This window comes from Acinetobacter sp. NIPH 2699 (assembly GCF_022549355.1).
Classification (GTDB): Bacteria; Pseudomonadota; Gammaproteobacteria; order Pseudomonadales; family Moraxellaceae; genus Acinetobacter.
This window is the reverse complement of the sequence record NZ_JAKZGL010000011.1, coordinates 67,000-87,141: the sequence shown is the minus strand read 5'-3', so window position 1 is coordinate 87,141 and position 20,142 is coordinate 67,000. Positions and strand designations below refer to the sequence as shown.

Genomic DNA, 20,142 nt, shown 5'->3' with positions numbered 1-20,142 from the left:
TAAAAAGCACCTCAAGGTGCTTTTACTAACCTACGTAAATCATAGACAATCATTACTCCATAAAATGCAAAAAATGCTAAGAAAGTAATGATAAAAAATAATCCTCCACAGACATATAGAGCAATATATGAGTCAAGATAGAATATAGTTATCAAGGCATTTATGACTCGCTCATAACAGTTTAAGAATAAGAGAATAAGAAAGAACAGAAATGTTGTACTTACAATCATATTTCTTTTCTCTTGAGCATATTTCTTTTCATCAAGCGTTATCAGTTTGATCTTTCCAGTCTCATCAAGCTCCTTATTAATTGACTCATCCCAATAAGCAACAATTGGTGCAATCACCTCGAAATTACGAAAGTTTTTGTTCTTTTGATAGTATTGAACCAGCTCATAATCAACAAGACGACTACCACAAACGATTTGTGCCAAACTATTCCGTATAGTCCTTTTTTCATGTTCATCTAGGTCATTGTTGGCATTTATTTTTTTAACTTCTTCAAAGAATATTAATCGGCGCTTTAACCGTTCTTCTGCTTTTATAAATTTATCTTTACGATTGAGATAGAGTTCAAAAGCTTTCCAAAGATGTTCTACCAATTTTACCCCCAGTAATTTAAAAATTATTGATTATTGCTAAATAGCTGATTTATCAACTAACTTTTATTGCTATATTTAAACTTTGTCAACCAAATAGGAAAATATAATGCTCTACCCGTGTTTATGTTGTGGTTACTTAACCAGAGGTGAACCATCAAACGACGACTATGATATCTGCCCTGTATGCTTCTGGGAAAATGATCCCGTACAAGCAGAAGATCATGATTACGGCGGCGGTGCAAACGTGCCTTCACTTAACCAAGCCCGCGAAAACTTTAAAAAGTATGGAGCAATGGAAGAACGCTTTGTTGAGAATGTGAGAAAGCCGAGGGATTATGAGATCCCAAAGGGTTAAGCATTTGTAATTAAGTTTGATGTTACCTTTGCAATAAAAATACATAAAAGTCCGTACACCCTAGACTCACTTTGCTACCATGTCGCCAAAATAAAATATATCGAGGGCGTTAATTTTGGCAACACCATACATCGTAGTTGGTTGCCCTACAACGGGCGGCGGAAAAGTCATTACTGGAAGCAGCTTTTTTTTAATTGAAGGTATTCCTATTGCGTGTGTAGGTGATACAGCCACCTGCCCTAAACATCAAACTGTAGCAACAATTATAACTGGCGATCCGCACATGCAAGTGATGGGTAAAATGGCGGCTAGAGTGAATGATTCGTTATCTTGCGGCTGTAAGCTATTGCCTAAACAGAATCTTGTTGTTCAAGATAATGGTGGTGGTTCAAGCACGTCTTCAAATTCTGAAGCTGCATCTTCACCAGTTAATCAATTATTAGCTAATACCACTAAAGAGTTTGGGCAGAAATTTTTCATCGTTGATGAAACAACCTCAAAACCTTTAGCTAATGTTCACTACGAAATCTATAAAACTGGCGCTTTGTTTTCGACAGGTGTCACGGATGAACAAGGCTATACACAATTTATATCAGGCTCAGAAAATGAAGAAATTGAATTAAAAATACTTATTGAGGATAAAGATCATGAACATTGTTGTAAGCCTTAAAGCCAGATTAAAAAGTAAGGACAGTGTTGAGCAAAATCCAACAACGGTACCTGTCAATACACGTAGAAAACTGACAAGTGGTGAAATTAATCTCGCCAAAATTATGTTCAAAGAATCAATAGATTATACAAAAGTAGAAATTATCCGTGGTGGATTATTGTCAATTCCAACAAGAAGCAAAAATGCCATGACGCCCTTTGGTAGCATACATTTACCTAATGAAGATTATGATAAAGTTAAAGACTTTTCAATTGATAAAAAAGCAACAAATAAAATATGGTTTATCCATGAAATGGCGCATGTATGGCAATATCAACTAGGCTTAAACGTAGCTGCTCGTGGTATCGAAATTGGCATAAGAGGCGGCTATAGTGATGCTAAAGCTTACGATTATGATTTAGTCTGTGATGATCAAGGCAAGAATTTTAACCAGTTTAATTTTGAACAGCAGGCTGAAATTATTAGCCATTACTACGATGCTTATCATCTTCCAATTCAGGGACATAACTATCCAATTCTGCATAACAAAAATGTCATGCAAAAATTTGCTTTAAAAAATGTTCTGAAAGATTTTCTTGCAGACCCATCTAATGGCAAATTGTTATCAAAAAATTATGGTGGAATTTATTATCATCAAGAACCCAAAAGGTATTAATCATGCATAAATATTTATTTCTAGCCTTTTTGTCTATTCCATTCCATGTTTCTGCCACTTCGTCTCCTTATAGAGGTGGTGAAGTGAGTATTGAACTAAAAAATAATAAACCATGCTTTTATATTAATGATACACAGCAAAAAGGTATATTTAACCTCGTCATACTAAATTTATCTCAAGATAGTACGGAATCTTGGATATATGAAAATCATTTTGAAAATAACTACCCAACAAAAACCAATTGTATTCTTCTTACAGAGAAAAATTTTAATAACTTTAAAGGTTTAAAAGAAAATACACCATATAGCGCAACATTGGGTGGGTTGAGAAAAGCTTACAACAAAGATTTTTGCGTCAAGAAAAGTTCTGGAAAGTTTGTATTACAAGATGTTCAAGGAACCAAGTGCGCAGATATAAAGCCAAGTTTTTGGGAAAACTTAAAGAACTTTTTTAAATAGTTTTTATTCGGATGCTTTCTTATAGATCTCCCCTGGGCAACTCAAAATACAAGATAAACCTTGATTTTTAGGATTCTTTATTTCAATGTTACCGAGTAGCTAAAGATGACAAGAAAGAGCTTAAAATTTAGCCTTATATTGACTATAGGTATTTTATTAAATGCATGTAGCCAAGGTCCACGTCCACTAGAGATAACCGTTAAACAAGATAATCTATGTGCATTTACGAACAATACTAAAACTTATTATGGTGTTGATAATACATTTTTAATTTACTTAGGTAAGATTGATTATACTAAAGAGTTCAAAAGTACTTATGAAAAATTGTATTCAAACGCCGCTCTCCCGATAGATGAAAAAAATTGTGTTCTAATACCTATCAAAGAAATCGAAAAAAATGTTGCTTATGATATTGTTTTAAGTACAAATAAAAGTTTTCAAGCAAGTGTTTGCTTAATTGATCGTAACAATAACTTATCTATTAAATACGTTGATCCTGGTAAATCTACCTGTGATTAATCCATGTACAATCTAAAGCCCTCTAGAGGGCTTTCACACAAATTCCAACATGAACATTGCTGGGTATGCAAACGTTCCATCTTTAAACCAAACACTTGAAAATTTTAAGAAATATGGTGCAATGGAAGAACGGTTTGTTAAGAATGTGAGAAAGCCGAGGGATGAAGAGATTCCAAAGAGCTAATCATTTGTGATTAGTTTTGATTTTACCTTTGCAATTATCGCAATTTCAAATAGTAGATAAACCATTAAATATTACATTTTTATGACAGGCAGCCCTTATAAAAATGTTTAAATTCATGTAGATATTCTACTTAATTTACCCTATTCTTCAATGAACTCTTAAAAGTGAAGCATTTTTGAAATGAGTGAAACAAGTCTTCTAAATGAATTAAATGCAACTATTGAATACTATGTCAATAGAAATGGATACCAACCCACGCGGATTATTTTAGGATATAAAGCGTATTCAAGCCTCATGAAAGACAAGACTTTTGCAGATGAAGTAAACAATTCCGCAGTTAATCCAAATAAACGTAAATATAAAAAATTAAAAATAAAAGTGACAAAAGATGATCATCAACTAGAACTTGAATGACCATAGATACGAACCAAGCCCTCATTAGAGGGCTTTGACACATATCCCAACATGAACATTGTTATTGATCGTATGCGCTGAGCATCCTGACAGTAAGCACAAAACTAAAACGCTCACAATCAATGATGACCATGAGCGTTTACAGTGATGAACTACTTTATTATGCGATTCGATTGTTGATCCAGCCATAGAAGAATTGCTCCTGTGTAGGGTTACGTTCGCATATTTCGATATAGCGTTGACCTTGCATGATGTTGAGCACTCGAATTAAGACCTTTTCACCCTCTTTACCACGTTTGGCCATAAAGGTTTTCAGTGCATTCAAAGTGGCTGGTCCGTAAATCCCATCAATAACTAAATCTGGCCATCCGCCTTTACCTTGATTATTCAAAAGATTCAAAGCTCGTTGCAGCAATGGCTTTGCAAAGCCAGTCCCGCAGTTCACACCTGTGTCGAGTAGTTCTTCAGCCACGGCGGCACTCATCGTATTCACTTGATCAAATCGTGGCGAGATCCAATACAGTTTCCGATAAATGCCTTTGGCCACATCCAATGGTAGATCTCGCATGTGACCTTTAAAGCCACTCGCACGTGCGACCGCTTCGGTGATTCCAAACTTGGTCGCTCCTCCTCGGTCAGCAGGATTATTTACATACCCACCTTCACGTTTAATCAATTCATTAAGATATTGTTCAATGTTCATTTTTACTTTCCTTTAGGCGTAAAAAAACCGACCTGGTAGGTCGGTAGATTTTAAAAATTGTTAATTAAAACTATAGAATGGCTACAAAAAACCCCTCAAGATTTAACTTGAGGGGTTTTTCTTATAATCAAAGTTTAATCGATATGATTACTTTTGATTTTTAAGTTTCTTTTTCAATTTAGCTAATTTGCCTTCGTGTTTAGAGATTTTCTTAAGGCGCGCTTTAATTTGTTTCTTAAGGGATTTTACTTGTTTAGCCACGATGTTACTCCTTGGTTTGTTTATCCGCTGACTGATTTTTTTTTATAAAACTACGGATATATTTTCTTAACTCTCTAGCTGCACTTGTGTCCAAGCTATCACATAAGTGAATGAACTCATCACGCTCAGCTGTATTAATGCGAATTAAGAGTTGACCATCTTTCTTATTAACCTTAGTTTTTTTGGGTAACTCAGTCATATCGTTTTAATTCCCAAAAGGTAACAAGAAAATGTATATACAATGTATATGCCATATCAATGAATGTCAACACCCCTAGTCTTTCGATAAAGCTATTGGCTATTAGCAATAAGGTGTATAAACCTTGCCACTCTAACAGTTGAACAGAATAAACCTCCCGAAAAAATCAGTGCATTAGTGGAACTATTAAAAGTTATCTTTATAGTTTTTCATTTCTTTAGCTACGTCGAAGATGGTTGCATCCTCTCTTGCATTGACATAGTTGAACGTCCAGCGAATGATGGCCCAGAAAGGTAAACCTGCAGCAAAGAAAATGCCTCCTATTGCGCATAGACCCGACCAAGTTAAAAGGTAATCATGCAATTCGAAGTGCTGAATTAAGAATCCACCACCGGCAATACTCCCCACCACCGTAGTGATTAAACTCACGACCCATTCACTGCTTGTACGAGGCATTCGAGTCATGATGACAACCAAATAACCCAAAACCACCGCTATAGCCGCGATGGCCATCAAAAACCACATACCATAAACTTTAATTACAGTTGCAACCCCGACACCGCTACTCATAGGCTCTGCCATTTTTCATTTCTCCAGATGTAAAAAAACCGCCTTTTGGCGGCTATATATTGGTAATAAAAAACCTCCCGAAGGAGGTCTATGTTTAAATTGTTGTTCCACAAATATCTGTTGTTCCAGATGGATAACTTAATGTCATGCTTGCAGCATCAGTAATCAATTCAACACCTACATTTTGATTAACAATAGGATCATTGGGATCAATTCTATTTTGAGTTGAACTAATTAAAAAACCTATATTTTTTAAGGTTTTTTCATAGTTCAACAGTATTCCTTTATTTATCCCATTTACAATCAAGCCAAGCTCTTTGGTTGTTTGATTTAAGTAAACTCCTACTCTAAAGTTATTACCAACTGGTAAAACAACTGGGGTTGATGGCAAAAATACTACAGGGTTAATAGGCATAGGAGTTCCGTTATTCATGGTGTAAGTTCCACCTCTCAACATCCCGCCAAATCTTGCTGACTCAGGATATGCGGAAACTCCATTAAATCCACTGTGCAACCACAACATACCGGAGAGCATACTATTATTGGTGGTGTCTTGCCCATAAAAAGTTATTTGAGCATCCAATTCACCATCATTTAATGGTTTTGTTGATGCAAAACCATTTATCTTAAATTCAAATGCAACAGTGCCAACATTGGATACTAATTTATCTCCAATAACCGAACCATTTAAAAAATTTGCTGCCATTTGCTGAGAACTATCAATAAATCTTAATTCATATGGAGTAATTGGCGAGCTTACTGATTGTGGCTGTTGGGTTATGAAAGGTATACCCCCCAAACTTGAAATCTGGCTGTTAGTTGCATCAAGATTATAAGTGCAAGCTGCAAATGAACTACCCATTGTTATTACACTAATCAAAGACCCTAAGATTATTTTTTTCACGGATTAATCCTTCTTTTAATTGGACATTTAGTATATATATTTATCTAAATTTGTAGTTAAAAACTGACGAATGGAAAATAACCGCCTTTTGGCGGTTATTGATTCAGACATAGTCTTTATCATTTAAATAATATTGATCAGTGTAGTTTATTGCAGTGATTGAAGACTCAGCACCACCACCGGACTTTTCAGTAATCAAAAATAGATCTCGCTTGCTATGCGTGTCGGTCGTAACCAGATAGGTCGAACAACTGATATTCCCCTCGTACTCAATGACAAGCTGCGAAGTTGGTGCACGTGCTAATAAGACTTCTCGCTCACTATCTCCTTGTGTCACCTGAACAACGTCCACTTGGCCATTTGGCAATTGAAGATGAACGACATAACTTTCATCTTGTTCTAGTGCACACGGCTGTGACAACGTTAAATACAGTCCATCTTGATCAATGACAGATCCTGAACTAATCAGCATCGGACGCGTATCATCAGCAACAAGAATTAAGTCATTCCGAGTGACGAGATCCGCTTCACTATAAGCCGAAAATTCAACGGTCTTCTTCTGATAAAGCAACTTGTTCAAAGCCCGATGCGCTAAAAGCATCGCTTGCTGAAGATTGGTAATGCCTTTAATTTCCAATTCTCGCGCATTGACCACATTATCATTAGGCAACTTGATTTCAGATTCAGACCAAGAATCAATCGGATCGACCCATTTGAGTTTTACCCCGTCATAGTCTTTGTTTACGCCAAAGTTGACAGAACACTTCTCGCTTTCAGGTTTTTTATTCCTGTGATTGAACAATAAAGTCGGTACTTGTTGCGGTTTCTCAAATACAAAGAAAACTTTGTTTGATTCACGGCGTGCATCACAAAACACTGCATTCGCAATCGTTGTAAGTGTCTCTTCATAAGACATCTTGGCATCATCAAATGTGTAGTTAAACTGAATCGGCACACCAAAATAAGCATCGACTTCATCTGCCACTGCATAGAGATTAGCGACATCAAGCGTGCTTATATCTCTACGCCCAATTAATTCATCGGTCGTAATCGCACAAACAATATCAGCAAAATTACTTGTCGGGATTCTCGACACTGACTTAAAGCCGGTTCGATATGTGAAAAGCTTACGTGTGGCGATACAGTTCAACATACGGTTTTTAACGCTTGTTGCTTCATTGGTACCGATGGTTTTAGTGCGTACGATCGTTACATCGTTATAAATGAGCTTGTTTGATACTGAGCATGCATAAACTGATTTGAGTTTCAAATCACGAAGTCGCTGCTGTACTTCATTTCGCCATTGTTCAGGTGCTTTCTTAACTCTAAACCGCACACCATCCGCAAATGTTGATGCAAGCGGAATACGACTCGATACACCAAACCCCACTGTGGTATTGTCTTGCACTCTATGCGTATGCGTGAATACTGGGCCAGTTGGCAAACCATTTGATATTTCTTGGTATTCTATTGTGTAATCAACAATATCAGTGTGTCGTTGGCCTTTCTTGCGAATGACTTGCAAACCTTGTGGCAGATAGAAGTTAAAAATCAACTCTTTAATATCGTTGTAATCAATATAAAACCAACCCAGCCAGCTCGACACGATCTTTTTAATATCCATGTCCACTTGACCTAGCGTAATGCTTTGCAACTTATCCCATTCAAGTTGTAAGGCCGTTGGAACTTCTAGATCGATGTAGTTAATCCCAACATCTAGAATAGATGGATACTCACCACCCAAGTCGATTGAATCAGCATTGTTTTGTAAAATCCCAGAAAAGAAAGCAGACTTTTCATCTAGATCTACAATCAATGACCAATTTGAGTTTACGTTCTCGGGATTAACCAGATTACAGATATACCCATCTACAACCTGGGCAATACTCGATACTTGGTAATTTCCGGATAAGTTCAAGTCATCAAGCATCAATGAGGTAATCAGCAGGGATTTGTAATTCAAGTTATGCAAGACATCGGTCGTTTGAATATGCAATTCGCCTGTACTTTTGGGTACACAATTCGCTGATACACTCAGATCTGCAACACCGACTGTATCCATACTCAATAAAATTGAGTTACCAATTTGAAAATAATCACGCATATCAACGGATGAATTGAGTGATTGCAGCCGATTGGGATAGAGCGCTGTGAGCTGAAAATCGACATCACTATTTGTAATGTCTTCAGTACCTTCATTGACAGTCTGGCCGTTGATCGCAGTACAAGATTTAGCGACTAATGGGTTATCTGTAAAATCTTCACCAATCTTGATTTGTGGTGTACCAATGATGCTGGTATTTGGCTCATAGATTGAACATGCTGATCCTGCAATTGTAGATAAAGTGGTGTCACCGTCTTTAATGTCTTGAATGTGATAATAACCACAACCTAAACACATCAATGATTCTTCAACTTCTTGCTTATTTACATAATAAACAAAGCTTGGCGCAATCAAATCAGGAATAGATTTTATCTTTCCAAATGGGTCCGCAACACGTTGGCCAATCCGCTGTTTATTTTCACGACTGGTTAAATCATTATTGCTTGAACCTTTATCTTGAGCACTGCTACTTAAAGTCGGCACAGTCACTAAAGCATTAACAATAGAACCAAATATTTTAACAACAACATAGTTCACTGCTGAAATGATGTCACCAGCATGACAAACAATATGAAATTGATCCCCTGGTCCAGCATCTAACAATTTTAATGCAGTGACTTTATCAATTGGGGTAACTTCATTTTCAGGACAAGGCGTATTTTTATAAATTCGTGCTTGTGTAAATTTCGCTTTAATTTCAAGAAAGCGCTTTAAAACATTATCTGTCTGCTCAATCGTGATCGTACTTGCATCGAGCGGATCTTCATAAATCTGTAAGTGGCTCATAGTATCTAAACCTTGTGTAGAGGCATTTCATGCTGTTTAGTGATAGATATTGAGTGCCCGATTCATTCAAGTGCAAAACCTTGCCGCAATAAAAAAGCCCTACGTGATTATTTCCCGTAAGGCTTGTCATAAGGACAATACAGCCATGTGTTGGCTCTTTTATGTGTTTATTGCGAATGACTGTCTGTCTCGATGTTTGAATGGAATCATTTAGCGATGCAGTCAAACCAATAAAGCTTTTTGAATAATCTTGACCTATCAACTGTCTTGCAGCATCAATCACGAAATGAACACAATGATAATTCTTAACGTTGTATTGCATTTCAAATAATGAAAGCAATTGCAGATTAAAATCTCTCATTCGCTGTACTCACTATTTATGCATTTTCCACAGCACTTGAAAGCCGAGTTACATCGACATCACTTAAAGTCATTTCGATGACTTTTCCGCTTTTAAACGTGAAAATAACATCATAGTTTGACTCAGATCCACGGCTACTACGGAAACGTCGCTCAATATTTGAGATGTCTTTTAGATCAATCATGTAGTCAACTGAGTGAATGCTATCGTGAAATTCAATCATTTCTTTACCTCATTAGTAAAAGCCAACCAAGGTCGGAAAATTCTCTTTTGTGAACAACAATCCAGTACCAACCTCATTAAGCTGCTCTGCTTCAGCTTCAAATGTTGTTCCTTGATAGTCGTTGTTCTGACTTGTGACTTCTAAGTGATCGATCTGCAAAATTGGATTTGATAAATCAATGCTTGAATACGCTCGATAAGTCACTTGCGGTCGCTCAAGTGATACTTGCTCAATAATTTGATCAACAAGACCAGGAATGACTTTGCCCAAATCCCCGACCGTTATCGCTAACTTCTGATCAAGATCATCACTGACGCTGCCCCGATCAATCTTCAATACTGCATATTCATAGAAAGTGGGCTGGCTATCTTGAATAACAGTCACTCCCTCAGAGACGTTGGTCACAAAGCGCAAAGGCTTTGGCCACAAACTATGTTGAATCTCGATACACTCAATCAAATAAGCGTTATCTGGACCATATAAAAAATTCTCAAGCTCTGACATTCCGTGACTCCGCTATCATTTTAATTGCTGATTTATCAAGATCATTATTCAAGATAAATAACTGAGCACTCACCTTGAATACAGCTCCACTTTTCGTCATCGAAACGCTGTTATGTAAAAAGTGTGCTAGATACTGGGTAAGTGGACGTTGATCTAGAACAAGATCAATATAGAACGGCTTACGTTTATGCTGCCAGACTCTGAAAAATGACATGAAGTAATCGAAATCTTTTTCTTTCAGATTGAAAGCGATCGACACCACATTTTCTATATTTTCAAATTGGGTTCTCAAAGCATCTTCATTTAGTCCTTCAGCTTTGATGACGCTATTTCCGAATTGAACACTATAAGATGCCTGCAGTGGACACAGATCCAGATAATCAACACGTAATGCTTTATTTCGAGCATCGACATACATCTGATCTAAAAACAGATCAAAACCGTTCATGATCTTTGTAGCAAATCCAAATCTATTGTTGGTCATCATCCCGATTTGAATGAGTACCTGTCCTGCTCCCAGCTCATACTCAATTTGATAACGATCTCGTTGCAATCGAATACAAAGTTGCTCTGCTTTAATATATGCAAAAATCACATCCGCGTTTGCTGAATAAATTGCGCGGTGATCATCGAGTGATAACTGTGGGGTAATGATCAAACTACCGAAACTTGTTGTCACATGCTGTGCAACTGCTGTGTCATACCACCACAAAAACACTTCATGATTTACAACATAAGTCACAACTGGACGCATATTTAAATCGAATGCAAAGCTTAATGCTGTCACATCATCGACTGTGATTAAGTCATGCATCACTTGATCTGCTTTGGCTTTAATAACCCCACTTTCATAAAAACAAGTCCATAACCTGGCTTGCAAACCCTGCGATGCGTCATATAAATCACTACCGCCCCATTCGTAATCGATTAACTCATCAATGCGATTGGGCACTAAAAAAGCAGCATAAACGCTGCTTGTTGATAGTTCGCCATCAGGTAACATATCGCCCCCAAGATAGATCTAATGTCCAAGTGATTTCCATTTCATTTGTTTTAGTGATTGGTGGGTCGATTAGAATTTTATAATATGCCGATGGTGATGTGGATCTATGACCTCCAATCATGTTTATAATCATTCCAGAGCAAAAACCATTTCCTTGCGTCAAAAGAAACTTGATTTGTCCTCTTAATGATGTAGGAGAGGTTATTGTGTTGATTGCACCTCCTGCACTACTCGACCCCAGTACAGTTCCAGTCAAACTAGACGTAGGACTCTCAACAAAAGCAGCATTAGCATATAAAGCAAGGTTATAAAACGAAAAAGGGCTAGCGGTTCCATCTTGTGGTGCAGTCATCCAGACATAACCATTATATGTATGCGTGCTAATAAGTTCACCTAACTTGTTTTTGAAATCAAATGATCCACTAATTGTTTCAGATGGATAAATTCTAATTTCGACAGTAACATCCAAAAACTCATCAGAAAGCACAGTTAAAGTTGTTGGATTACCATTTGCATCTTTAATTAATGCTCGATTCCAGCAAGGGTTTTGTCCTGTTTGTGTCCAACCTAAACCCACTTCAGTTAAATTGCCAGCCGCCGCACCCTCTCCAAAACGCATCGTTTTTTGAATACTGTAATAGTAAGGCTTGGTGGTTGTATTCATACTTATATTTGTATTTTGAACAGTTGTTGTGATTGCAAGTGTGCTATCTAACTGCGTCTGACTGACAACTGGCGTAGAGCTTCCAGTTCCAACCAAACACCGATTCCCCCAAGCTCCAACACCCATGCGCTGTAAGCCTGTATCTAATACAATGTTATGAAACTCCCCCGTTTCTTTTGTTGTAATGCCATCGGCTTTGAAGGTACGCATTTTAAATGTTGCACCGATTTCATTTCGGATGTTTACCATTGCCATTTCAAATTTCTCCTAATTTGTAATCTGCACGCCATGAATGCTGATGCTGTAATCACTTGATTCCATATCGCTTGTGTAGGGGATATAAGCAACGGTTTTTGTGATTTGCACATCATGAACACCAATTGAATAATTTGATTTTTCAATATCGGGTGCAACGTAAGTTAAATAAGATGTTTGCTTTGTGATCTGAACACTTTGAAGTGAAATGCTGTAGTTTGATGATTCAATATCGGCCGTGTATTTGCTTAGAATTTCTCGACTTGTCACCTCAGAAATACCTAGACTGTAATTACCTGCCTCAATACCCATATCTACATAGTTATTGACTTGTTGAGCACCCAGTTGCGGTATGTGATATGCAATGCTTTCTAGCAAATATGTTGGATACGGCTTAGAAGTAAGAATCTGCACTTCCGAAGTGGCAACAATAAGTTGCGCCGAGACTTTAAAAATCTTTCCGTTTAACTCATTAAATGAGAAAGAATCAGGCACAAACTGAGCGATATATTCTCTAAATTCGCTGTCTTCAATAATTAAAGACATTAAAAAAGGCAGCGGGTTAAGCTGCCAATTTAGATAAAATGCTCTGAAATATATGAAGTCATCTTCTCGAAGTGTAAAGGCCACATCGACTAAATGTTTTTTAGCGTTTTTAGTTTGAACATATCGACCAAACCCACCGCTAAATGCTATTCGTTCAACTGATGAGCCGTATTTGACTGAATAACTTGATTGAAGTGGGCAAAGATCGAGTTTATTCATCGTACACGCCCCACATTAAAGTTATTCCGGATCTGCTTAGATTCAAATGAGTTCGCTTGATTTAAATTGCTGAACGCTTGTTTAACAAATTTCTCCACCACATCAATTGTCACATTGCCATTTCCATCACGACTTTCATTTGCAGTGTAACCAGATGGCACATTGATAATAATATTCACACCATCGCCACGCCGATCACTTTGGCTTGATGTTGATAAGAAACGTTCTTTACCAATTAAACCTCCCGTTGCAAATCGGGGCGGCAACATACCAGTACGGTTGATGTAATCAAGATTAGCCAAACCTAATTTTTCAACCGCGGCAGCACGAAGCATATATTCACCATTGGATGCCCAAATCGGAATATCATCACTTGTACCAGTTCCCTTACCAGTAATATGTCCACCAGTGGCAAAGCCCTGTAGGTTCATTGATCTGATTTGTGCGGCCTGACCAAGTTGAACAGCTAAAGCACCACCAGCAACAACTGGTGCAATATATGGACCTATCATTGGAATTGCTGAAACAGAGTTATACACATTCGAGAACGTTTCAGGTGCATTCAAAATTACCTTGGAAAGTGCAAACATCTTGGATGCAATAAACATGGCTTTATAACCAGCGGATTGTTTACCAAGTAAGCTTCCCATTAGATCAGCCATTCCAGCAGTTGTATTCGCTGCATCTTGCAAACCTAACGCTGCTTTAGCTCGATAATACTGACTTTCACTTTCAAGCATTTTTTGCTGATACTCTTCTTGAGTAATCAACTGCCAGTCCAGCGCTGCCTCAAATGCTTCAGTACGTTGGGCCGCTGCTTCCTCTTGTGAAGTATCAATACCTGACGCATTCAACATCCCATACAATGCTGCATCCCGCCCTTGAGCTTGATCCATGCTTTCTGTTATACGAGATGCATCGATTAATGCTTGACGTTCCTCTTTGCTAAGCTGGCTATTTAATATGATCTGCTGACGTTCAAATTCATATTTAGCTGACATATTTTGCATGTCAGTTTGAAATGCTTGTGATGCATCGTTTAGACGCATGTTCTGCTCAAGCCTCAACCAAGCCATTGCTCGAGTATGTTTTTCTTGTAGTGCATTCAAATACTGTTGTTTTTCAGCAGTATTTATATCTGTTCGATTTGCGATGATTTGCTGATCAATAATAAATGTTGCTTTGACTTTTGCTTCTTCATTTACCTTATGTTCCTGAAGTTCAAAAGCCTGCTTCATCTTATAAAGAACTTGCTCATCTTCAAATCTAGCTTTTGCAGCAGATAAAAATTGACTACGTAATGCTGGAGAGAAATTGGCATCGTTAATATCTGCTAGCACTCTTTCGTAATCAATTTTCATTCGTTGAAGATCAGTGGAAAACTCATAAGTTAATGATTTTCGAATTTGATATTGTTCTTCAAGAAGTCTATTTAAGTCTGTTTGGGCTTTTGAATTTTTTTTAGTGGCATCACTAGATTTATTCTGTTTATCAACCCATTCGTCAAGACCGTTAGTTACACCAGATTGAGTTTTAGATAACTCTTTCAAGCTAGCCATTTGTTTTGCTGTTGAAGCGTCATTGCCTTCCCACATTTTATCCATGCGTTCAGCCGCACCGATCACCGTATTATGTAGATCCGACTTTATTTCCGTTGTAAGTGCACCGATTTCTTTTCTAGCATCATAAGCAGCTTTAACCAATCCGATTGGATTCATTTCATACCAATTTGCTTCACTAAAAATCGCTCCACCAACAGCAGCCATTCCCCCCAGTGTTTTACCTACTAGCTGAATCGCTGTCACCGCACCAATCGCTACCGAGGCAACACCTTTCAATGATTTTGCGACACCATCTGCAACTTCGGTAAATTGTAGACCTTGTTCTGAACCACTAAAGAATGCTCCTGCTATATCTACAAAAGCAGGAATAACAGCTTGCATAAGTTGGTTTTTTGCTCCGCGCAACTGCAAATCTAATAGATATACTTGCTCTTTTAAAATCTTTGATGATGCAATCGTTTTTTCATTCATCACTAAGCCAGCACGCTCAGCAGCATCTGAATAAAGTTTCATTCCTTCACCACCATTGATCAACAATGGGATAAGGTCTGTCATCTCTGATGCCATGCTTTCTAAATAAAATGACATCTGCTGTTGTGTTACACCTGCTTCTTGCATCTTTTCGACATAAAGTTGCAAAGCATCTGGACCACTTAATTTTTGCATTTCTAGTGCAAGTTTTTTGGCACCAGCAGCACTACCCTCGGTTTTAGTGGCAATCTGCTCAAAAAAGTCTACCGCCTCCCCAGAACCAATCGTTGTAAACTCTCCCAGTTTCTCATTGAAATCTTTCAACATGTCAGAGAGTTTTTCTTGCTGGATACCATAGGCAGCAGCACCTACCGCCATCTTTTGAAACTCTTGGGTTGATGAGTTTGCTTGCAGTGCAAATTTCTCAAGCTCTACTGCACTTTGTGCTGTTTGATATGCTAGGCCAGCCAACCCAACAATAGCACTCGCTGCTACAGCACCAACAACATTGCCATAGGTATTAACTGCACCACGCATTTTTTTAAAGGCTGAGTCTGTTGAACTTTCAGCATTTCGCAAACCTTGTGTATATGATCCTGTATTTGCAATAAGATTTAATGTCAAAGTACCAAGATTGGTCGCCATACTTTTCTCCAGACAATAAAAAACCGCCAACTGACGGTTCACTTTCATCGAAACCCATTTTCCATAGCTTCATCCAAAGAGATCTCGATTTCTTTAGGTTTATCCTCATGTGGCATAAAAAGAGCAGGTTCGAGATAATCTTCCTCTTTCACTTTGCCATTGTGATAAAAGGCCATGAAACTTCCAAAAGCCTGCTCAATACGGCGACCAATAAAAAGAGAGCCTCTTCTTTCACGATAGGCTCTCCATATTTGAAACTCGGCATTGCTTAGGTTTCGCTTGGCTTCTCCAATGGTGTTTCCACCGATTCCATTGATAACGAGCTCGCACCAGAATTCATTTTCTGAGAACTCTTTGTCCGAGACTTTCCCGAAAAATTATTAACCTCACTGGAAACGGCATATAAGGCATTAATGAAATTAGGATCTGAGCAAAGAACATCATCTACAGAACTAAAGAAAAGCTTGCCATCTAAATCTTCACAAATTGAACCTAACAACTGTGCAGCCTGTAATTGTCGATGATCCACAGCCTTTACCTTTGAGTTTTCAATATTGTCGTAGTCAATATCCCACTCGATGGCCTTTGAAGTTTCAGATGTATCATTAAAGCTAAGTTTTTTAATAAAAACCTGACCTTCTAAATCTACCAATTCCCCCAAAACGATTTCACTATTACCCGTTTGCTCACGTAGAAAATCAATATTATCGTCATCTGCTACAACGCCCCATGCCACAGTCCGCTTAACAGGTGCACCAATTTTGGTGACACGCTTAAGATCTTTAATACTTTTCATGATTATGGTCCAATAGTACGGATTGTTTCTTGGACTGATGAACGGCGTTTCAGTGGGAATGAATATCCAACATGTTGTCCTTTTTCAAAAGTTGGCGCTGCACGTTTAAGATAACCATCAAACTCCCACCATGTACGTGTTGTTGGTAATGTTACCGCACCTCCTGTCACCGTTGGTCCATCAGTACTGTGTGAAGAGCCGAGGTACCAGTGTACTGTTTGCTTTGGATCTGTTTTAGATAAAGCTAATAATTGAAGATGTGATGAGTTTTCATCATCAAAGTCAATTGCAAGTGAACCTTCACCTGGTGTGACTTGACCTGCATCACTATCAACCTCATCAGAATCAAGACAAGTTACGTCAACATCTTCTTCACTATCCTGACCTAAATCAATTGTTTTTGCACAAACCACTGGAACGATTGCAGTTCCATCAAAATAAAATACTTGGGTTTTTTGAACTTTAATACGCGCCATGAGTAGCTACTCCTCAAACAATAGGCAATAAAAAACGACCATTTAGGTCGCTATCTTTAAAATAAAATATTTAGGCCTCGATCAACCAGCCACATGTGAACGTCCCTCTGTAAATACCAGGCACACCTGAACCAATATTGGGAAAATTATTAATAATGCTGTGATGCTTTAATACATTTCGCACCGCTTTAAATACATTGTCTCTGTCTTGTTCAGTCTGAGCATATACATCGATCTGTATTTCGATACTGTCATCTACCGCAGGAATATCTACGTTGTCGATGGCATGGCCACTGATTAACGTCCACACAGCATAAGGATATTCCACTCCCTCACTTGCCAAATCTCGATAAACTCGCAACACACCATCACTACCCTTTAATAACGCTGTAACAGATGGTGCATCATTCAGAATTGTGCGTATTGGAATCATTGGATTTTCCTCAACTCCTCATCTATACCCGCCATAAAATCAACTGAAAATGTTCGAGTAACAACTTCAATATTGTTATCCAATGCTGGTCGTAGAAATGGAACAGCCATTGAGTACCTAGTTCCTAACTCCACATGCCACCAATACGAAGTATTGTTGGGTACAGGTGTGTAATAAGGGTTTGGTACACGCTCATTCTCACCACTTGCTTTGTTTTTGCGAACCATATTTTTATGTATGCGCCAAAACTCAGTACCACCTTTCACACCAACTCGCATCCGCACAGAGTTTCTATCTTTAGATTTTCCAGTTCGGACAACGATATTTTTTGAGATTTGTTCTGATGTTTCAGGATCATCAATTAAACTTGCATTTACAACAGCGGCATTCTTGACCAGTGTCATGGCTTTACGAGCCGAACGAACTGCCAGTTTTTTAGCTATCTGAGGGTTACTGAGTTGATTAAGTCGTTTAGAAATCTGCTTATCACCAGTTAACTCAAACTTTGCTATATCCATTCCTTTAGCCCCTCACTCAGTTCGAGAGTGATATAAGTTTTACGATTGTGTAAATCACGTTTTGGATTACCGTTTATTTGATAAAACTTACTTTCGAACAATATGCGCATGGTGCTATCAATTAATACTGCTTTAGAGCTATAACGAATCACAGCACGCGCTTGTAATGTAGAGCCAATTGACTGAGCCTGTAATGTATCTCTGGTTGAAAGATCCTGAACATCCGCCCAAACAGTGCAATATTCAACCCATTCCTTAGTTAAATATTCAGGGTTATTATCATCTTGAGATTCAGTATATTTCTGAACAGTAATGCGGTGTTTAAGTTTTCCAAACTCCATAAATCACCCCATATTTATAAACCGATGTCGATTCCAAGCCCATGTCGTTGATTTAGGTAATAGCTCCATGTTGCCTGTTGCTTCAGGATTTTCATGCCAATATCCAATTAAGGCTAAAGCACCCTGAACAATGAAAGGCGATACATGTATCCCATTGGTGACATCTTCAGGAATAACCTCACCCACTTCATACAGTTTTCGATTAGTTACTTCTTCAAATGCAGAAAGCGAAGCATCTATTAATAGTTGAAGATCTGCATCCTCATCTTCGCTATCAATTTTGAGCCGCTGCTTCACCTGTTCCAGTGTCAGAATTGGCATTTTTGCTACCACCCTTTTTTAGTACAGCGACTTTAAGATGGTGAATGGCCACATGAGCCACACGATCATCAACCATAAATTCACCTGGTACGAACTCTACAACTTGATTACCGTTATCGATTGCAATCTTAAATTTCTCTTTAACCGTAATAACTGGCATTTGAACTCTCCAAAAAAAGAAAGCCTCTTAAAAGAGGCGTTCAATACCAAAATTGAATTATGCTTTTAAAGCTAAAACTTTAAATGCACTACTATCTGTCAACATTCCACCCACACGTTTTGTTGTGTAGAAACCAACATAAGGTTTATTTGTGAATGGATCGCGTAAAATACGAGTTCCCATGCGATCAACAATGGTATAACCACGTTTGAAATCACCAAATAAAATAGCATTCGCATCTGCTTCGGCTTCTGGCATATCGTTGTTTTCTTCAATTCCATAGCTTAACAAGGTTGATGGTCGTCCTGCTTGTAGACCAGGTTGCCACAGGTAATTGCCTTCGTTGTCTTTCAACTTACGGGCTTTAGATTGTGTAAGATTAGTCATCATAAAAACTGCATTCTGACGATACCCAGCCTTAATTGAATAGATTAGATCAATTAGGTTGTCGCCATTAAAAGTTCCAGCAGTACCAGAACTCAGTTGTTGGATCGTTCCGAATGGACGAGTTTTATCATCCGTCGCTTCAAAAGGATTATCTAGAATGCCTTTGGGCTTGTTAATTCCATCACCAAGCAAGAAAGCTAAGCCTTCTTTTTCTGCAAACTCACGAGCAACTTCATCTTGTAGCCATGTTTCAACATTAAAGAAAACATCATCTAATGAGGTTTGTGTGGCTTGTGGATTGGCGTAAATCTCCCCCATGGTAGCCATAATTTGTTTTAATGTTGGTGTACCTGTTTCAGGACGTGCGGCTGTTTCACCAACCCAACCACTACCCGCGCCACCCAAACTGACTAATTTTTTATAGTCAGATGTACTTACGGTGATTTGATTACACACTTTGCGCATTGGACTTTCATCATGAAGCAACTGTAAAATTGTTCGGTCTAGTTCCTCTGGTACGGCATAACCACCATCTGCATCTACACCAATTTGAATTGCCTTTTTTTGAAGATCAGCAAGCCCATCGTCATTACCTTTGCGCAGGAATTGTAAAAAGCCTGTTTTATGTGCTTCAACATCCCCACCACTTGGTGCACCTGGTCGCTTCGCTTGTTTAAGTTCTTTTTCAAGCTCTGCTTTTAAAGTATCTAGATCACCCAATTTTTCATTAAGTTTATCTGTTACTTCAACTTGCTTTGCCTTTTCCGCTTTAATCGCATCAAGCTCTTTATCATTTGATTTTTTAAAATCTTCAAATGCACCCTTTAGATCTGTGATTACTTCGCCAAGATCTTTTTCATCAATAGCCATGAG

The 20,142-nt window shown here is 38.1% G+C and carries 27 protein-coding genes and 1 pseudogene; 7 read left to right on the top strand and 21 right to left on the bottom strand.

Translation table 11 applies throughout. From position 1 onward, the window contains the following. Positions 1–11 precede the first annotated feature (11 nt). A complete protein-coding gene (locus tag MMP72_RS11595) occupies positions 12–602 on the bottom strand; it encodes a hypothetical protein (protein WP_241317426.1) in 591 nt (196 codons plus the stop codon). 106 nt (positions 603–708) lie between these two features. On the opposite strand from MMP72_RS11595, the gene MMP72_RS11590 reads away from it, so the two are divergent. The 7 genes and pseudogenes from MMP72_RS11590 (at position 709) to MMP72_RS11565 (ending at position 3,857) form a co-directional block, all read left to right on the top strand. Next, positions 709–957 carry a CPCC family cysteine-rich protein gene (locus MMP72_RS11590; protein ID WP_241317425.1) on the top strand — a complete coding sequence of 83 codons (249 nt, stop codon included), beginning with the start codon at positions 709–711 and terminating at the stop codon, positions 955–957. A gap of 115 nt (positions 958–1,072) precedes the next feature. Beyond that, positions 1,073–1,627, top strand: a complete 555-nt coding sequence (locus MMP72_RS11585) for a PAAR domain-containing protein (protein WP_241317423.1) — start codon at positions 1,073–1,075, stop codon at positions 1,625–1,627. Further along, a complete protein-coding gene (locus MMP72_RS11580; protein ID WP_241317421.1) occupies positions 1,605–2,282 on the top strand; it encodes a zinc protease in 678 nt (225 codons plus the stop codon). Before MMP72_RS11585 ends, MMP72_RS11580 begins: the two co-directional genes overlap by 23 nt. A 2-nt stretch (positions 2,283–2,284) precedes the next feature. Further along, on the top strand, positions 2,285–2,740 hold the full coding sequence (locus MMP72_RS11575) for an NF045616 family extracytoplasmic (lipo)protein (RefSeq protein ID WP_241317420.1): 456 nt from the start codon (positions 2,285–2,287) through the stop codon (positions 2,738–2,740). 105 nt (positions 2,741–2,845) lie between these two features. Continuing rightward, a complete protein-coding gene (locus MMP72_RS11570; protein WP_241317418.1) occupies positions 2,846–3,259 on the top strand; it encodes an NF045616 family extracytoplasmic (lipo)protein in 414 nt (137 codons plus the stop codon). Positions 3,260–3,311: 52 nt separating this feature from the next. Beyond that, positions 3,312–3,443, top strand: a pseudogene (locus MMP72_RS15890) (CPCC family cysteine-rich protein); the annotation flags it as partial. A gap of 180 nt (positions 3,444–3,623) precedes the next feature. After that, the gene (locus tag MMP72_RS11565; RefSeq protein WP_241317416.1) at positions 3,624–3,857 is read left to right on the top strand and encodes a hypothetical protein; all 234 of its coding nucleotides are present in this window, start codon (positions 3,624–3,626) and stop codon (positions 3,855–3,857) included. Positions 3,858–4,017: 160 nt separating this feature from the next. On the opposite strand, the gene MMP72_RS11560 is transcribed toward MMP72_RS11565, so the two are convergent. The 20 genes from MMP72_RS11560 to MMP72_RS11465 form a co-directional block, all read right to left on the bottom strand. Continuing rightward, positions 4,018–4,560 carry a glycosyl hydrolase 108 family protein gene (locus tag MMP72_RS11560; protein WP_241317414.1) on the bottom strand — a complete coding sequence of 181 codons (543 nt, stop codon included), beginning with the start codon at positions 4,558–4,560 and terminating at the stop codon, positions 4,018–4,020. Between the two features lie 265 nt (positions 4,561–4,825). Continuing rightward, complete coding sequence (locus MMP72_RS11555) at positions 4,826–5,020, bottom strand: hypothetical protein (protein WP_130161273.1); 195 nt, start codon at positions 5,018–5,020, stop codon at positions 4,826–4,828. A gap of 186 nt (positions 5,021–5,206) precedes the next feature. Further along, positions 5,207–5,602, bottom strand: coding sequence for a hypothetical protein (locus MMP72_RS11550; protein ID WP_241317412.1), 396 nt, complete (start codon positions 5,600–5,602; stop codon positions 5,207–5,209). Between the two features lie 82 nt (positions 5,603–5,684). Further along, positions 5,685–6,494 carry a DUF4882 family protein gene (locus tag MMP72_RS11545; protein ID WP_241317410.1) on the bottom strand — a complete coding sequence of 270 codons (810 nt, stop codon included), beginning with the start codon at positions 6,492–6,494 and terminating at the stop codon, positions 5,685–5,687. 103 nt (positions 6,495–6,597) lie between these two features. Beyond that, positions 6,598–9,384 (bottom strand): host specificity factor TipJ family phage tail protein, encoded by a 2,787-nt coding sequence (locus tag MMP72_RS11540; protein ID WP_241317408.1) that lies wholly within the window; start codon positions 9,382–9,384, stop codon positions 6,598–6,600. Between the two features lie 377 nt (positions 9,385–9,761). Continuing rightward, complete coding sequence (locus tag MMP72_RS11535) at positions 9,762–9,968, bottom strand: hypothetical protein (protein ID WP_241317406.1); 207 nt, start codon at positions 9,966–9,968, stop codon at positions 9,762–9,764. A gap of 12 nt (positions 9,969–9,980) precedes the next feature. Beyond that, the gene (locus MMP72_RS11530) at positions 9,981–10,472 is read right to left on the bottom strand and encodes a hypothetical protein (protein WP_241317404.1); all 492 of its coding nucleotides are present in this window, start codon (positions 10,470–10,472) and stop codon (positions 9,981–9,983) included. After that, a complete protein-coding gene (locus MMP72_RS11525; protein WP_241317402.1) occupies positions 10,459–11,475 on the bottom strand; it encodes a hypothetical protein in 1,017 nt (338 codons plus the stop codon). The genes MMP72_RS11530 and MMP72_RS11525 overlap by 14 nt, the downstream gene beginning before the upstream one ends. Then, positions 11,465–12,394 carry a hypothetical protein gene (locus MMP72_RS11520; protein ID WP_241317400.1) on the bottom strand — a complete coding sequence of 310 codons (930 nt, stop codon included), beginning with the start codon at positions 12,392–12,394 and terminating at the stop codon, positions 11,465–11,467. Before MMP72_RS11520 ends, MMP72_RS11525 begins: the two co-directional genes overlap by 11 nt. A gap of 12 nt (positions 12,395–12,406) precedes the next feature. Then, positions 12,407–13,159: a hypothetical protein gene (locus tag MMP72_RS11515; RefSeq protein WP_241317398.1), complete on the bottom strand. Its 753-nt coding sequence runs from the start codon at positions 13,157–13,159 to the stop codon at positions 12,407–12,409. Further along, positions 13,156–15,837, bottom strand: a complete 2,682-nt coding sequence (locus MMP72_RS11510; RefSeq protein ID WP_241317396.1) for a hypothetical protein — start codon at positions 15,835–15,837, stop codon at positions 13,156–13,158. The genes MMP72_RS11515 and MMP72_RS11510 overlap by 4 nt, the downstream gene beginning before the upstream one ends. A 44-nt stretch (positions 15,838–15,881) precedes the next feature. Next, a complete protein-coding gene (locus MMP72_RS15920) occupies positions 15,882–16,013 on the bottom strand; it encodes a hypothetical protein (protein WP_347005572.1) in 132 nt (43 codons plus the stop codon). Between the two features lie 92 nt (positions 16,014–16,105). Beyond that, positions 16,106–16,639, bottom strand: coding sequence for a phage tail assembly chaperone family protein, TAC (locus tag MMP72_RS11500; RefSeq protein ID WP_241317452.1), 534 nt, complete (start codon positions 16,637–16,639; stop codon positions 16,106–16,108). Beyond that, positions 16,636–17,109 (bottom strand): phage tail tube protein, encoded by a 474-nt coding sequence (locus MMP72_RS11495; protein WP_113997082.1) that lies wholly within the window; start codon positions 17,107–17,109, stop codon positions 16,636–16,638. The genes MMP72_RS11500 and MMP72_RS11495 overlap by 4 nt, the downstream gene beginning before the upstream one ends. A 70-nt stretch (positions 17,110–17,179) precedes the next feature. After that, complete coding sequence (locus tag MMP72_RS11490; RefSeq protein WP_241317394.1) at positions 17,180–17,542, bottom strand: DUF3168 domain-containing protein; 363 nt, start codon at positions 17,540–17,542, stop codon at positions 17,180–17,182. Continuing rightward, entirely contained in the window at positions 17,539–18,060 is a 522-nt protein-coding gene (locus MMP72_RS11485) for an HK97-gp10 family putative phage morphogenesis protein (RefSeq protein WP_241317392.1), read from the bottom strand. Before MMP72_RS11485 ends, MMP72_RS11490 begins: the two co-directional genes overlap by 4 nt. Then, positions 18,051–18,401 carry a phage head closure protein gene (locus MMP72_RS11480; RefSeq protein ID WP_241317391.1) on the bottom strand — a complete coding sequence of 117 codons (351 nt, stop codon included), beginning with the start codon at positions 18,399–18,401 and terminating at the stop codon, positions 18,051–18,053. Before MMP72_RS11480 ends, MMP72_RS11485 begins: the two co-directional genes overlap by 10 nt. Before the next feature lie 3 nt (positions 18,402–18,404). Continuing rightward, positions 18,405–18,722, bottom strand: coding sequence for a head-tail connector protein (locus tag MMP72_RS11475; protein ID WP_241317389.1), 318 nt, complete (start codon positions 18,720–18,722; stop codon positions 18,405–18,407). Continuing rightward, positions 18,676–18,882 (bottom strand): hypothetical protein, encoded by a 207-nt coding sequence (locus MMP72_RS11470; RefSeq protein ID WP_241317387.1) that lies wholly within the window; start codon positions 18,880–18,882, stop codon positions 18,676–18,678. Before MMP72_RS11470 ends, MMP72_RS11475 begins: the two co-directional genes overlap by 47 nt. 57 nt (positions 18,883–18,939) lie before the next feature. Next, entirely contained in the window at positions 18,940–20,139 is a 1,200-nt protein-coding gene (locus tag MMP72_RS11465; protein WP_241317385.1) for a phage major capsid protein, read from the bottom strand. Positions 20,140–20,142 lie beyond the last annotated feature (3 nt).

Excerpts from the sequence above, each read along its gene's own strand:
- MMP72_RS11590 (WP_241317425.1), top strand. The coding sequence starts at position 709 with ATGCTCTACCCGTGTTTATGTTGTGGTTACTTAACCAGAGGTGAACCA.
- MMP72_RS11580 (WP_241317421.1), top strand. The coding sequence starts at position 1,605 with ATGAACATTGTTGTAAGCCTTAAAGCCAGATTAAAAAGTAAGGACAGT.
- MMP72_RS11575 (WP_241317420.1), top strand. The coding sequence starts at position 2,285 with ATGCATAAATATTTATTTCTAGCCTTTTTGTCTATTCCATTCCATGTT.
- MMP72_RS11570 (WP_241317418.1), top strand. The coding sequence starts at position 2,846 with ATGACAAGAAAGAGCTTAAAATTTAGCCTTATATTGACTATAGGTATT.
- MMP72_RS11565 (WP_241317416.1), top strand. The coding sequence starts at position 3,624 with ATGAGTGAAACAAGTCTTCTAAATGAATTAAATGCAACTATTGAATAC.
- MMP72_RS11560 (WP_241317414.1), bottom strand. The coding sequence starts at position 4,560 with ATGAACATTGAACAATATCTTAATGAATTGATTAAACGTGAAGGTGGG.
- MMP72_RS11555 (WP_130161273.1), bottom strand. The coding sequence starts at position 5,020 with ATGACTGAGTTACCCAAAAAAACTAAGGTTAATAAGAAAGATGGTCAA.
- MMP72_RS11550 (WP_241317412.1), bottom strand. The coding sequence starts at position 5,602 with ATGGCAGAGCCTATGAGTAGCGGTGTCGGGGTTGCAACTGTAATTAAA.
- MMP72_RS11540 (WP_241317408.1), bottom strand. The coding sequence starts at position 9,384 with ATGAGCCACTTACAGATTTATGAAGATCCGCTCGATGCAAGTACGATC.
- MMP72_RS11535 (WP_241317406.1), bottom strand. The coding sequence starts at position 9,968 with ATGATTGAATTTCACGATAGCATTCACTCAGTTGACTACATGATTGAT.
- MMP72_RS11530 (WP_241317404.1), bottom strand. The coding sequence starts at position 10,472 with ATGTCAGAGCTTGAGAATTTTTTATATGGTCCAGATAACGCTTATTTG.
- MMP72_RS11525 (WP_241317402.1), bottom strand. The coding sequence starts at position 11,475 with ATGTTACCTGATGGCGAACTATCAACAAGCAGCGTTTATGCTGCTTTT.
- MMP72_RS11520 (WP_241317400.1), bottom strand. The coding sequence starts at position 12,394 with ATGGCAATGGTAAACATCCGAAATGAAATCGGTGCAACATTTAAAATG.
- MMP72_RS11515 (WP_241317398.1), bottom strand. The coding sequence starts at position 13,159 with ATGAATAAACTCGATCTTTGCCCACTTCAATCAAGTTATTCAGTCAAA.
- MMP72_RS11510 (WP_241317396.1), bottom strand. The coding sequence starts at position 15,837 with ATGGCGACCAATCTTGGTACTTTGACATTAAATCTTATTGCAAATACA.
- MMP72_RS15920 (WP_347005572.1), bottom strand. The coding sequence starts at position 16,013 with ATGGCCTTTTATCACAATGGCAAAGTGAAAGAGGAAGATTATCTCGAA.
- MMP72_RS11495 (WP_113997082.1), bottom strand. The coding sequence starts at position 17,109 with ATGGCGCGTATTAAAGTTCAAAAAACCCAAGTATTTTATTTTGATGGA.
- MMP72_RS11490 (WP_241317394.1), bottom strand. The coding sequence starts at position 17,542 with ATGATTCCAATACGCACAATTCTGAATGATGCACCATCTGTTACAGCG.
- MMP72_RS11485 (WP_241317392.1), bottom strand. The coding sequence starts at position 18,060 with ATGGATATAGCAAAGTTTGAGTTAACTGGTGATAAGCAGATTTCTAAA.
- MMP72_RS11480 (WP_241317391.1), bottom strand. The coding sequence starts at position 18,401 with ATGGAGTTTGGAAAACTTAAACACCGCATTACTGTTCAGAAATATACT.
- MMP72_RS11475 (WP_241317389.1), bottom strand. The coding sequence starts at position 18,722 with ATGCCAATTCTGACACTGGAACAGGTGAAGCAGCGGCTCAAAATTGAT.
- MMP72_RS11470 (WP_241317387.1), bottom strand. The coding sequence starts at position 18,882 with ATGCCAGTTATTACGGTTAAAGAGAAATTTAAGATTGCAATCGATAAC.
- MMP72_RS11465 (WP_241317385.1), bottom strand. The coding sequence starts at position 20,139 with ATGGCTATTGATGAAAAAGATCTTGGCGAAGTAATCACAGATCTAAAG.